Origin of the sequence: Planococcus lenghuensis, assembly GCF_001999905.1 — a bacterium.
Lineage (GTDB): Bacteria > Bacillota > Bacilli > Bacillales_A > Planococcaceae > Indiicoccus > Indiicoccus lenghuensis.
Genome location: NZ_CP019640.1, coordinates 920,957 through 934,577, shown reverse-complemented (window position 1 = coordinate 934,577; position 13,621 = coordinate 920,957). Strand labels below are relative to the sequence as shown.

Annotated in this window: 12 protein-coding genes; 2 read left to right on the top strand and 10 right to left on the bottom strand. The window is 47.2% G+C overall.

Annotation, left to right across the window (positions count from 1 at the left end; all coding sequences use genetic code 11):
* Positions 1-7 precede the first annotated feature (7 nt).
* The 3 genes from B0X71_RS04660 to B0X71_RS04650 form a co-directional block, all read right to left on the bottom strand.
* A complete protein-coding gene (locus B0X71_RS04660) occupies positions 8-1,237 on the bottom strand; it encodes an aminopeptidase (RefSeq protein ID WP_077588355.1) in 1,230 nt (409 codons plus the stop codon).
* Complete coding sequence (locus B0X71_RS04655; protein ID WP_077588354.1) at positions 1,234-2,394, bottom strand: DEAD/DEAH box helicase; 1,161 nt, start codon at positions 2,392-2,394, stop codon at positions 1,234-1,236. Before B0X71_RS04655 ends, B0X71_RS04660 begins: the two co-directional genes overlap by 4 nt.
* 90 nt (positions 2,395-2,484) lie before the next feature.
* A complete protein-coding gene (locus B0X71_RS04650) occupies positions 2,485-3,963 on the bottom strand; it encodes a DHA2 family efflux MFS transporter permease subunit (RefSeq protein WP_077588353.1) in 1,479 nt (492 codons plus the stop codon).
* A gap of 183 nt (positions 3,964-4,146) precedes the next feature.
* On the opposite strand from B0X71_RS04650, the gene B0X71_RS04645 reads away from it, so the two are divergent.
* Positions 4,147-4,983, top strand: a complete 837-nt coding sequence (locus tag B0X71_RS04645) for a TetR/AcrR family transcriptional regulator (RefSeq protein ID WP_198038686.1) — start codon at positions 4,147-4,149, stop codon at positions 4,981-4,983.
* Between the two features lie 24 nt (positions 4,984-5,007).
* On the opposite strand, the gene cuyB is transcribed toward B0X71_RS04645, so the two are convergent.
* The 4 genes from cuyB to fbpA are packed head-to-tail and all read right to left on the bottom strand — an operon-like array spanning position 5,008 to position 8,695.
* A complete protein-coding gene (gene cuyB, locus B0X71_RS04640; RefSeq protein WP_077588351.1) occupies positions 5,008-5,727 on the bottom strand; it encodes a cysteate racemase in 720 nt (239 codons plus the stop codon).
* A complete protein-coding gene (locus B0X71_RS04635; protein WP_156889793.1) occupies positions 5,724-6,941 on the bottom strand; it encodes a carboxylate--amine ligase in 1,218 nt (405 codons plus the stop codon). Before B0X71_RS04635 ends, cuyB begins: the two co-directional genes overlap by 4 nt.
* Positions 6,942-6,999: 58 nt before the next feature.
* Entirely contained in the window at positions 7,000-8,469 is a 1,470-nt protein-coding gene (locus B0X71_RS04630) for an amidase family protein (RefSeq protein ID WP_077588349.1), read from the bottom strand.
* 43 nt (positions 8,470-8,512) lie between these two features.
* Positions 8,513-8,695 carry a Fur-regulated basic protein FbpA gene (gene fbpA / locus B0X71_RS04625; RefSeq protein WP_077588348.1) on the bottom strand — a complete coding sequence of 61 codons (183 nt, stop codon included), beginning with the start codon at positions 8,693-8,695 and terminating at the stop codon, positions 8,513-8,515.
* A 102-nt stretch (positions 8,696-8,797) separates the two neighbouring features.
* On the opposite strand from fbpA, the gene uvsE reads away from it, so the two are divergent.
* Positions 8,798-9,670, top strand: a complete 873-nt coding sequence (gene uvsE / locus B0X71_RS04620) for a UV DNA damage repair endonuclease UvsE (RefSeq protein WP_077588347.1) — start codon at positions 8,798-8,800, stop codon at positions 9,668-9,670.
* Positions 9,671-9,696: 26 nt separating this feature from the next.
* On the opposite strand, the gene B0X71_RS04615 is transcribed toward uvsE, so the two are convergent.
* The 3 genes from B0X71_RS04615 to B0X71_RS04605 all read right to left on the bottom strand — a co-directional run bounded on the left by B0X71_RS04615 (position 9,697) and on the right by B0X71_RS04605 (position 13,482).
* Positions 9,697-10,983, bottom strand: a complete 1,287-nt coding sequence (locus B0X71_RS04615) for an ATP-binding protein (protein ID WP_232336785.1) — start codon at positions 10,981-10,983, stop codon at positions 9,697-9,699.
* A gap of 100 nt (positions 10,984-11,083) precedes the next feature.
* Positions 11,084-12,457, bottom strand: a complete 1,374-nt coding sequence (locus tag B0X71_RS04610) for a LysM peptidoglycan-binding domain-containing protein (protein ID WP_156889792.1) — start codon at positions 12,455-12,457, stop codon at positions 11,084-11,086.
* Between the two features lie 248 nt (positions 12,458-12,705).
* Positions 12,706-13,482, bottom strand: coding sequence for an ion channel (locus B0X71_RS04605; protein WP_077588346.1), 777 nt, complete (start codon positions 13,480-13,482; stop codon positions 12,706-12,708).
* Between the last annotated feature and the right edge of the window lie 139 nt (positions 13,483-13,621).

Here is a 13,621-nt window from a genome sequence, read left to right as displayed (position 1 = left end):
TCACTCCTTAAAACGCCCAGCTGCCACTTCTGAATATCGGCTCTGCTGTGCCGTCTGCCAGAATCCCGTCTATATCCATTTCTGCACTGCCGATCATGAAATCTTCGTGCACAATCGACGTATTCAACCCGATTCCCTGCAACTCACTGCGTTCAAGTCCGCGTGCACCTTCCACACAGGTCGGATAGGAATCACCGATTGCCAGGTGATTCGATGCATTTTCATCAAATAATGTATTGTAGAAAATAATGCCGGAATCTGAAATCGGTGATCGGTGCGGCACCAATGCCACTTCTCCAAGATAGGCAGCGCCTTCATCCGAAACGATCATCTCATCCAATAATTCCTGGCCTTTACGGGCTTCTGCCTTGATGATTTTCCCGCCATCGAATGTCAGCGTGAATCCATCGATTTCATTTCCTTGATATACGAGCGGTTTAGTATTGGTGACATGCCCGTTCACGCCATGCTTCAGCGGTACTGTATAGACTTCTTCTGTCGGCATATTCGCAATGAAAGGTATGCCTGCAGGTGTCTTTGCAGCACCGGTCGTCCAAATATGTTTATCTGGAAGCTCAACTGTCAAATCGGTGCCTGGTGCCCGGTAATGCAGCTTCTTGTACCGTTTATCGTTCAGTGCGGCCGCTTTTGTCTCCAATGTTGCAATATGGTCCTTCCATTTCGCAACTGCGTCGCCTTCACCGATCCGGACTATTTTGAAGATCGCTTCCCACAGCTTTTCAACAGCTTTCTCATCCGACGAGCCCGTGAACACTTTACTTGCCCATTCCGGCGATGGAACAGCCACAATCGACCACGCCACTTTATCGGAAACAATTGCAGAACGATAGCGCTCAAGCGCGTTCCCTGCCGCTTTCTGTGCGTCCGAGAGCCGCTTCGGCGAAATACCTGTCAGCAAATCCGGGTCTTCGGCATCGATCCACAGAAATGCGCCGCCCGTCTCAATCACTTCATCGCGCTGGGCTACGGACCATTCCGGGTATTCCCGGAATGCTTCATCGGGCGCCAGCTCAAAATGCATTCGGGTCTGCACCGGATCTGTGTAATTAACTTGTACGCGTTTCGCTCCCGCTTCGTATGCTTTTTTGACAACGAGACGAGTAAAATCCAGTGTATCAGTCGTTGCACTGACCAGCAGGATTTGCCCTTCCTGTACATTGATCCCTACTTTGACTGTCAGTTCTGCGTATTGTTCCAGTTTTTCCTGAAATGTCATTTCCGGCTCCCCTTTTTAGCAATGGTTTTAGATGAACCTTCAATCAGATTGCCTCGGTCCCAGACTTTCTGAACCGGTCGGGCCGGCAGCTCTTTTGAAATGCGCTTATATTGCCGTTCATCAGCGTAAGACAGAAGCGTCAACGCTTCCCCGTCCGCCCCCGCTCTTGCCGTCCGGCCGGATCGGTGCAAATACTGTTCAGGAGTTTGCGGCACATCCACATGGATAACATGGGTCACACCTTCTACATCGAGACCCCGGGCCGCCACGTCCGTTGCTAACAGAATGGGCACTTTACCGCTATGGAAGGCTTCAAGCGCTTGCTTCCGCTCTTCCTTCTTCATTTCCGAATGAAGTGCCACAACACCTGCATCCCGGTAATTAAGCTTATTTTCTTTCATCAGCAACTGATCGAGATTATTGATAAACGCCAAGCCTTTCATGCCTTTAAGATAAGCAAGACGGCGCAGCATATCCGTTTTATCCCGCTCTTCAATTTTGACGAAAGAATGTGTAACTTTTCCGAACTCCGGCAGATCTTCCTGCGTGATATGGATTCTTGTCGGATGGTTCATCAGCCGGTCAGCAACCAGTTCGATCTCTTCCGTAACAGTTGCAGACACAAGCACGAGCTGGCGATCGTGCTGCGTTTTTTCAATAAGGTTCCGCATCGCTTCCCGGTGTTCCCGGCTCAGCAGCTGATCTCCTTCATCAAGCACAATCATTCGGATTTCATGCAATTTCAATTTCTTGCTTTTCACCAGTTCATTCAGCCGGCCGGGTGTACCGACGACGATTGCCGGTTTTTTCTTCAGTTTTTCAATCTGGCGCTGCACGTTGGCGCCGCCGATCAGCTGGGCAACGTCTATTCCCGTTTCTGCTGTCCACTCCCGGACGACGTTGACAATCTGCATCGCCAATTCCTGGGACGGCGCGACAATCATTGCCTGTACGTTCTGGCGCTCTGGATTGATCCGCTCCAAGACAGGCAGCACATACGCCAATGTTTTTCCTGAGCCTGTCGGTGACTGGGCGACGATATCATTGCCCGCCAGCATTTCCGGGATCATTTCAGTTTGTACGGGAAGCGGCTGTTCAAAACCGGCCTTTTTCCATTTTTCCTGCCATTGTATAGCTAATTTATCAATTACGTTCATTTCGATTCCACCTTCTCTTCACTAGCTTCAGTTTATCATATTGCAGCTGAAAGAAGAAAAAAACGCCCCCAGAAAGGGACGTTTCAGTAATTACGCTTCGGTAACAGGTTCATTGACCGGTTCTGCTGTAAAGACCCGGTTATCTTCATCCACAGCCGGTTTTGCCCGTTTGACGAATGACGTCAGAACCAATGCAACGATCGCGATGAAGGTGGAGACGAAGAATGTGTAATTGATACCTTCCAGCAATGCCTGGTTCATGATCGTTTCAGGTGCAGCGCCGGATGCAAGCAGATCAGCCCCAGCCGATTCTGCCCGCGTATTCATCACTGTAATAAGCAGGGCTGAACCAATTGCCCCTGATACTTGCTGGAGGGTGTTATTCATCGCAGCTCCATGCGGGTTCAGCATTGGTGACAGCTGGTTCAAGCCATTTGTCATAATCGGCATCATGACCATCGAGATACCAAACATCCGAATCGTATACATGCCCATGATCTGCAGGTATGTTGTTTCAAGACTCAGCTGGCTGAAAAAATATGTGGATAGCACAACAATAGCAAGCCCGGTCATCGCGAGTATACGAGCGCCGAATTTATCAAACAGACGGCCTGTAATCGGTGACATGATTCCCATCATCAATGCCCCCGGCAGCATGAGCAGGCCGGAATCCATCGGCGAGATCCCTTTAATGGTCTGGACATAGATCGGCATGAGAATCATTGCAGAAAACATTGAAATGGAGAGCACAATGGAAATGGCTGATGATAAAGCAAACATAGGGTATTTATATACCTGGAAATCGAGCATGGGCACGGCCAGTTTCAGCTGGCGGGTGATAAATAGCACAAGCCCTGCTACGCCGGCAGCGATTGTTCCGTAAACGAGCGGATTAGACCATCCGTAATCAGCGGCTGAACTGAATCCATATAACAGCCCGCCGAAACCGATACTTGAAAGCACCAGTGACAGGCTGTCAATCTTGAGTTCCCGGTTTTGGATCATGATATTCTTCATCTTGAAGATACCGAGCAATAGCGGCACAAGTGCCATCGGCAATACGATCATGAATAGCGTCCGCCATGAGTAATGTTCAATGATATAACCTGACAGTGTCGGGCCGATCGCCGGTGCCACAATCATCACTAAGCCGAAAATACCCATGGCTGATCCCCGGCGTTCCACCGGAAATGCCGCCAGCATGACATTCATCAGAAGTGGCATCATTAACGCAGCTCCGGCTGCCTGTATCATCCGCGCAGCGAGAAGGACAGCGAATACCGGCGCAACGGCGGCGATTAGTGTACCAAGCACAAACAGCGACATCGCAGCTATAAAAATCGACCGGTTTGTAAAACGCTGGATAAAAAACGCACTTGCCGGTATCAGAATCCCGTTTACAAGCATGAAACCTGTAACAAGCCACTGAACCGTGGAAGCGTCCACTTCAAATTCCACCATGATAGAAGGCAGTGCAACATTCAGCAGTGTCTGCGTGAAAATAGCCACAAACGCACCGGTGAACAGGATTGCGATCATACCATACGGCGGTTTTTTTTGTTCTGTCATCTGGTTATTCCTCCATTTATACCTATCGTTTAATTTATATACCAACAGTACACTTTGCTATTCTATACCGATTGTTCAATAAAAGCAATCACTTGAATCACAAAATCTTAAAACGTTGATGTAAAGCGTTTTCAACTGTATGATAAGAGTATACTATGAGTATAAAAGGTGGCATTTATGAACATGAAGAAAAAACAGATCGTTGATGCAGCGTATACCTTGTTCATCGAAAAAGGTTACGCGGCCACTTCCATTCAGGATATATTGGACCGGGCAAAAATTTCAAAAGGCACTTTCTATAATTACTTCACGTCAAAAGGCGAGTGCCTCCGCGGCATTCTCGAAGCCATTGCAGAAGAAACAGAAATAAAACGACGGCAGGCGGCAACAGGAGAACAGATAAATGATGCAGCTGTCTTGTCTGAACAGATTGCAATTCGGCTCAGAATAAACAAAGAGCGGAAACTGTTTCCGCTCTTTGAAAGTATCTTTCATTCTGAAGATGCTGAGCTGAAAGCATTCGCTAAACAGCTGCATTTCAGTGAAATTTACTGGCTTGCCGGCCGGATCACAGATGTGTATGGCGAGCAGGCTGCACCGTTTGCTCTCGAAAATTCCGCTCTCGTTCTCGGAACCATTCAGCACCTTATTCATCTGCATGCAGCTAACGCAACCAGTGAAATGTCCGCTGAGCGCCTTACAGATTTTGTGTTGCGGCGAATGGAAGCTTCTCTCGTGGATCAGCTTCAAACAAATGATACATTCCTTCCTTTTACATTACGGGAATTTCAGACAGAGCAACCAAATGCATTGCTGGAAATTCATGCAAGAGCCAGAACGCTTGCAGACAAGTCAGAAGATCAGCAGACCGGACAGCTCCTGTCATTCATCGCTGATGAACTGAAAGAGCCAAATCCCCGTACGCATCTGATTGGCAGCGTTGTGACGACTCTTGAAAACGACGGAATTTTGACTCCCGAGTTTAGTCATGATATCCGACAGGCACTCACCGAATCATGAAAATTCATCACAAAAAGGCTGAGCTTAGTAATCCAAGCTCAGCCTTTTATTTTTCACTTCATAGCCGCATGCTTCAATCGCCCGTTCTGCCAGTACGACAGAAGAATCGATATACCGGTCAGAGAGCGCAAGCTCCTTATAGACGATTGAAAGTTCAGTACAGCCAAGCAGCACTTTTTCACAACCTGCTCCTCGCATATATGCATCAATCTTCTGCCAGTTTTCGGCATTCACCGGTTCTCCTGCTTTTACATTTTTATAAATGACAGACATAACAAGTTCTTGAATATCTGCGCGCGGAACAATGGGCATAAGCCCTGCCTCTGCACACGCTTTCTGATAAACCCGGGTCTTCAATGTGCCATCTGTTGCTAATATACCGGTTCGGGTTGCCCCTTCCCGCTTCGCTTCGTTCGCTGTCTCGTTCACCATATGCAAAAGCGGGACCGGCAATGCTTCCTGTAACTGCTCATAAAAGCTATGAGCTGTGTTGCATGGCATCGCCAGTACTTCAGCTCCCATGCCAACCAGTTTCAGTGCATCCCGAATCATTACCGGAACCGGATTTTCCGCTGATTCCCCAAGAATATAGGCCGTCCGATCGGGAATGTGCGGATTATTGGAGATCAGCATCGGGATGTGTTCCTGGTCTTTTGAAGCGAGGGTGCGCCGGACGACGCTTTCACCGAGATACATGGTTGCAAGCGGTCCTACACCGCCGATAATGCCAAGTGTCTTTTTCATGACAATCCCTTATTATTGAAATACTTTTTATACTTGCGGTAATAGTTCATGCTGTTCAGCGTCAGATTGAACCAGCGCTTCGGGTTGATGTCCTGATTGTAAAAAAGTGAATTCGTCACTTTTCCTTCATTGATCAGCCGGTGCGCTTTTTTCTTCAATTCCTTGTTCTGTGCATATTTGTACAGCACACCGTTCGGAATGATCGTCCATAGATGTTCGTTATCTGCATAAGTCACTTGCTGCGGGATATTGAAGATATGGTCATCCGCAGCATACTTCATCAAATTATAACCGCTCGCTGTCACATAATAACTGCTGCGGCCGTTACGCAGATTGATCTCGAATAATTTATACTCTCCATCCCGCACGTCATATTTCATATCGAAATTCGCGAAACCGGTGTACCCGATGTCTTCAAGGAAAAACCGCACCCGGTCCATCAATGCTTCGTCGTATGTGGTGATGATAGCTGCATAACTTCCGATTCCTTCCGGTGTGTGTTCTTCAAGAATCGGATTGCCAAGTGACATGAGTTTCAGTTTGCCGTCCTTGCCGACATATGCATTCAACACGCGCATATAAGAATCATCACCCGGGATAAATTCCTGGATGATCAGGTTATCCTGATAACTTGAGGAATAGATTGCCTCAAAGATGGCGTTCCGTTCCATTTCATCATGCGCGACGAATACTTTCTTTTTACCGGGGAAGCTGCAATTCCAGTAAGCGACAGAATTCGACGCTTTAATAATAATCGGATAATCGAAATCGAGCTTCAGGTTCCCGCGGTCCTCAGGAGTAGCCATTGCTGTCTTTGGATAACTGAATCCGTACTGATCACAGATTTTATAAAAATTCTCTTTCAGTACAATCCGGTTCATGAGTTCTTCACCGATATACGGAACGGCGAAATGCTTTTCGAGTTCCGGCTTATGCCGGATAATCAATTTGGCATAATCATCTCCGCAGGCCAGAAGCAATTTAGGCACTTCCGGAAATTCATTGGCCAGCTTCATCATCTCTTCCAGAAATACGCCATCTTCATTTAACCCTTCAACCGAGCGGAATGAAAGAATTTTACTGTTTTGCGTCACGGTCATAGCCGCCCGGCCCACGACGAGCGGCTTAATGCCGTATGCTTCATGAAACGAACGGGCCATCCCATAGGCATTCATATCAGAGCCCAGTAAAACGGGCAGAAATTCTGCATTCATTGTTGACATCCTAACATCATCTCACTTTGATTAAATTCATAATATCCAGTCTACCACACTAGGACCCGCTTGAAAATCCGGGCTTGTGTCGGCCTTTTGCCGCCTGTTCAAATGCATAGGCATATTCAATCAGTTTCGGTTCGGAGAATGCGTGACCGGTGAAGGTGATGCCGAACGGCTCCCCTTCAGACGTGAATGAGCACGGAACTGTAATGGACGGGAAGCCGGCAGCAGCGGCGATATTACAGCCGAAATCCTGCGGCAGCACGAGCACATCTACTCCGGCTTCCTTGAGGTTTTTACGCAGTCCTTGTTCTGCTGCAAGAAACCGGTTGCGCTCGAGCGCTTCCTCGTATGCGCGCTCGGTCAATTCACCGCTTAATCTGCTCGCCTGCTCCAACAGATTTTGCCCGTACTTCAGCATTTTATCAGCGTGTTCTCCATTAAAGCTCATAACGTCCCGCATGGAACGGATTGGGTTATGGGGATTCGATTTTCCGAGATAATCATCGAGGTCTGCTTTAAATTCATGCAGCAGCACGGCGAAGCCGAGATCTTCCTGATTCACGCCTAATTTTACCTGATCTTTAATAACGGCGCCGCATTTTTCCAGCTGCTGAAGTGCTGTTTTAAACTGTTCCGCCATCTCTTCGGAAATGTCATCTTCAAATAAATGGCGGGCGATGCCGATCCGTACACCGCTGAGTCCATTTTCATTAAAATGACGGGTCCAGTCATATTGTTCGAACGGCTCTGCCATCACCGTAATGGGGTCGCCCCCATCTTTGCCGATCATTCCTTCAAGCAACGCAACGGCATCACGCAGCGTCCGGCCCAGCGGTCCTGGTGTATCCTGTGTATGGGACAGCGGGATAATCCCTCTCCGGCTCACCAGGCCGACCGTCGGTTTAATGCCGACCAGGCTATTCTGTGCAGCCGGGTTAATGATGGAACCCGATGTCTCTGTTCCAAGTGCAGCAACTGTAAGATTAGCCGCGACAGCCGCTGCCGAGCCGGAACTGGATCCGCCGACATCAAATTCACCGTAAGGGTTCTTTACCTGTCCGCCTCTTGAACTGTAACCGTTCGGCATATCCTGCGACATGAAATTCGCCCACTCGGTCATATTCGTCTTGCCGAGAATAATTACTCCTGCCCCGCGCAGCCGTTTAACGACTGCAGCATCTTCAAGTGCATAATGGTCTTTCAGGGCAAGTGAACCGGCACTTGTATGCATTTTGTCATTCGTGTCAAAATTATCTTTCACCAATACGGGAATCCCGTGAATCTTTGAACGCGGGCCTTTCATCTGCCGCTCAAAGTCCAATGCCTGAGCCGTCTGCAAAGCATCCGGATTCAATTCCAGTACAGCATTGATTTGCTGACCGTATAGTGAAATGTTTTCCCTGTACATCAGAACGAGTTGCTCTGCAGTCAGTTCCCCCGCTTCCATCAATGCCTGGAGCTCATCAATTGTAACTTCATCAAGCCGTTCTTTCCGGAACTTCTCCAGTTCTTTGCTGTGCATGCCGCCGCCTCCCTTTAATCGGTATATTGAAAAAAGCCGAAGTCTATTCGGCTGTCTGGTCTTCTGTATGGGTTTTCAGCAGTTCATAAAGTGATAGCTCGTATAATTGCCGGCCGCCCACTTTGAATATATTGTTTTCTACCAGGTCTTCGATAATTTGTTCCCGCTTGAATTCAAACGGTGATTCCGGTGGCTGTTCAAACACGTTGTATTCTCTCCTCGTCATTATTGTTCCGTCCCTTCTATACCCGGCAGACGACTGCGCTGAAACATTTGCCGTTTGCCATCTGCCATTTTGCGGGTATAGCCGGAATAAGGAGCTGATACCATGAGACTTGGATATGCCTGCATGAATACTGAATTGCAAAGCGTATTCAGAACATGCCGCACAGCGACAGCTGAAACACAAGGCTCAGCTGTCATTAAAGAATTGACCGTAAAAAATTTGGAGACCACCTTAAAAATACTTGAATGGAACCTGTTGCATGATATTTATTTTTACCGGGCGTCAAGTTCGATTGTCCCTCTCTCCACTCATCCGGTGAATGACTGGAATTGGTGGACAGACGAAGATGTCCTCTTTTTGACAGGACAGATTCGCGACTTGGTCCGCACGCACCATATGCGGCTGTCCATGCACCCCGGACAGTACACAGTTTTAAATTCACCGAAAGAAGAAGTGGTTGATAAATCGGTCGCTGATTTGGAATATCATGACAAACTTATCACCCTTTTAGGCGGAACCGATCTGATCGTGCATACGGGAGGCGCATATGGCGACAAAGAACAGGCAAAACTCCGGTTTTCACAAAACTACCGCCGATTATCAGCCAGCATCAGACAAAAACTGCGATTGGAAAATGACGATAAGACATTTACTGTCCAGGATGTACTCGATATTAGCCGGGACTGTGGCATCCCCATCTGTTTCGATATCCATCATCATAATTGCAATAATGACGGTACCCCTGTCGATATCGCTGCAATAATGGCTACCTGGAAAGGATTCGGGATACCGAAAATCCATATCAGTACCGGTAAAGAAAGCCGGACAGACCGGCGTCACCACGGTGTTGTATCTGCCGAGGATTTCGAGGAATTGCTGGTGCTGCTGAAAGGAACAGATGCAGATATCATGTTCGAAGCCAAACTGAAAGAACAGGCTATTTTACCATTTCTTGCACAATTGAACCGCACATGAATGACTCCCATCCGACACAGCGCGATTCATTCTGCTGCCGCAAAAGTCAGAGTGAAAGTTGTGCCCTGGCCCTTTTCTGAAATGACGTCAATCTCTCCATGCATTTGGCTGATGACACTGTATGTCACCATCATTCCGAGTCCCGTTCCCGTTGTCTTCGTCGAGAAGTACGGCTCGCCCAGCCGCTGTATCTCCTCTTTCGTCATGCCGCTGCCGCTGTCTGTCAGTTTTATCAGAACAGCTGATTTCTCCCGTTGGATGACAATGGAAAAAAGACCACCCGCCGGCATGGCATCTATGCCGTTTCGAATGATATTAATAACCGCTTGCTGGAATTTCTGCGGGTCTACAGCAATCCGCAAGCCATCTTCAGGAGCAGTCAGCACAATTTTAATTTCCCTTTCTGCTGCATAGGGACCGAGAATATTCATGATTTTTTCAATTTCCGATTTCGTATGAATTGTTTCGATCCGGCCGTACGCCGGTTTAGCAAAGATCAAATAATCCTCGATCAGCTTTTCGGCCGCATTGATTTCCTGCAGAATGGTGTTATGGAATTCCGTCTGTCTATCCCGATCATACTCGTGGTTGTTTAATAGCTGTACAAACCCTTTGATACTTTGAATCGGATTCCTGAGCTCGTGAGAAACGGAAGCCGCAAAATGACTGACCGTCTCCAGTTTCTCATGCTTGATGAGCGCATTCAGCATGTATTCCTGTCGCTGGATGCGTTCAATTAACAGGGCGGCAATGGCTGCGATCATTCCCTGGTTCAGCATCAGCATCAACCAAACATCCACAATGTGATGAATCGGATCACCAAACAGCAAGTGACCAGCCACCAGGTTGAACAGCAAGGATGTTATTGAAACGAGAAACACGAAGAGAATTTTCGCCAGCCATCCCATCCGCAGATAGAAATTGCGAAGCAACGGCACAACAACAGCAACCAACAGCAGATTCAAGACGGCAATGTACATGCCGTCTCCTCCGATACCGATGCGCACTGCAGAAGTCACCACGAAGATCACCGCACTTACTGCCGGTCCCCCGTAAAGCCCGCCGACAATAAGCGGCACTTGCCTCAGATCAAAGATATAGTCTTCTGATAGAAACTGATACGGAAACAACACGCAAAGCACGCTGGAAATGGAGAATAGCGCAGTGAGGATGATTTTGTGTTTAGAGAAGAGTTGCTGACGGCCAGCTATTGCAAACAATTGGTATAGAACAATGGGGAAAATGATGAAGAAAAAATTATTGATCATGCCTGTCGCTAATTCCCGCAATCCCTCGTCATCTCCCTTCCCCAATGAAAAAAGCCGCTTGCGGCGGCTTTTTTCATTGTAACGATGATAGAGTCATCGCGCAATAATCTCCAGAAGGCGTTCAGCAAAAAGCAGCGGGCAATTATTATTGTGGAATGACCAGCACTTGTCCAACCCGGATCAGGCTTGGATTGGAAATATTGTTGGCACTGGCAATCTTCATCACCGACACATTATAGCGCTGTGCGATTGAATATAACGTGTCCCCTGATTTCACTGTGTAACGGACAGTCGTTGCAGGTGGCGGAGTCGTCGTCTTGCCTGGAATAACCAGCACTTGCCCCACCTGGATCAAGCTCGGATTGGAAATGTTATTTGCTGTTGCAAGCTGGGAAACCGATACGCCATATTTTAGCGCAATCCGGTATAATGTATCCCCGGATTTCACCGTGTACTTGACCGCTGTTGATGGCGGTGGAGTCGTCGTTTTACCCGGAATGACCAGCACTTGCCCTACCCGGATCAGACTCGGATTTGCGATATTATTCGCTGCGGCCAATTGCGAAACAGATACATTGTATTTCAAGGCAATCCGGTACAAAGTATCACCGGACTTTACTGTATATTTGACTGAAGTAACTGGTGGCGGAGTTGTCGTTTTGCCCGGAATGACGAGCACTTGCCCTACCCGGATTAAACTCGTGTTTGAGATGTTATTCGCTGCAGCTAATTGAGCGACCGTCACATTATACCGGTTTGCAATACTATAAAGAGTATCCCCGGATTTCACCGTATATGTCGCACCTGATGGCGGCGTGCTTGACGGCAGGTTCAACATCTCAGAAACCGTAACGAATTTGTATCCTTTCGCTTTCAATTGCGAAATCATGGATGGAAGTGCGCCAGGTGTACCGGATGCGCCTGCACCGGTATGCATCAAAATAATAGAGCCCGGCTGAACGTTATTCATTACTTTGGACAAAATTTGACTGGAGGAAATGCCTCTCCAATCGATTGTGTCGATATCCCATTGAATCGTATGTGTATAGCCTGCATCACCAATCGCCTGTAATGCAGCAGCATTGCTTGCTCCGAACGGTGCACGGAAGATCGGTTTTGTCGACTTTCCTGTTATGCTTTTAATGGTGGCCTCTGTCCGATCCAACTCACTTTTAATCTTCGCAGCAGAAATTGTCGTGAAATCGGGATGTGAATATGAGTGGTTGCCGAGCTGGTGCCCGTTGGCAGCGATATTCCGAATGGCCTGCGGATGTGCATTTGCGCCCGAACCCGTTAGGAAGAAAGTAGCATTGACATTATTATCCGAAAGAATTTTAAGGATCTTATTGATGTTTGTACCATCCGAGCCATCATCAAACGTAAGGGCTACGACTTTGCTTGTCGTGTAGCCTTTTGTCACGTATGTGGAACTGGCTGCGTCAGTTGCAGACGAAAATGAGAGTAAAGAAAAGAGAACCAAGGTAAAGACAGCAATCACTTTAAGAAACTTAGCGTACATCCTACTCATCGCCCCTTCTTATTTTTTTCATCACACGCCACCAGACCAAAACCTTATACCTATAAAAGACACCGCCATCTCCTTTCTTTAATTATGTAAATTTCAGTTATATTACGTTTTGATTACATTATACGCCTTTTCAAAGTGATTGGATACAACTAAGAAGAGATTTCTATAAGTAATTGTTCCTCAGAACAAGGTGCAAAAAACCGGAAAGCTGGGTTCAGCTTTCCGGTTGCTCGCACCTGTTATTCTGATTCCTGAAAAATCGAATTAACGGCCATCTTCGCTATCGTGCCATTTGACATGATGAACTTATCAACATTAATGTGCGAGAAATTCGGAATGTGTTCTTCACGTTCCACTTCCACCGTTGTATAGACATTCGGTGATATTCTCTCAACTGCTGTAGCGATCAGCAAAGACTTGCCATCGGTCAGCATCTGATCTTCAATTCGGTCATCTGAGAAAATCAGTACAGCCTTCGCCTGCTGGATGTTGGCTTTTCGGAGAATATCTCCGTGCGTAGCATTTCCTCTCACATAATGGATACGCGCGTTAATTTCTTTTGCTTTTTCCAATCGGTCAATCACTACAATTTCTATGCGTTTGTCTTTCTTTAAAATTTCTTCGATGGCATTTTCCGCTTTGTATGACCAGTCGATAATCACAATATGGCCTTGCCCTTTAAACATGATTTCGCCCCTTTCTTCCCGTCTTTTATGTACTGTCAGACTTTCAATCCCTTTTCCGACAAAAGAAGCGAATAACCCGATGCCGATTATGTAGAGAAAAATGACAGTGAATAACCGCCCCTCCAATGTTATCGGATACAGATCACCGTATCCGACTGTCAAGACAGTCGTCATGGTAAACCATAATGAGTCGGCGTAATCTGTAAAGGTCTCAGGTTCGATGACGGGCATCATTAATGTGCTGAGAGCGATCAAAATAATGGTACTGACAGTCAGCATCAGCCAGGAAAGACTGGTTGCCTGTAAATATAACTTCCTGAGCAGTATCAACGCTGAACCTCCTGTTCTAATCAATTTTTTTAAAGAAAAATCTGTTTTCTTCAGGAGCAGGCTCCTTGTTTTTCACATCTGCTGAATTATTACAGAAGCACCTCATTAATAAGTATACACATCCCATTGCCTGCGGAGA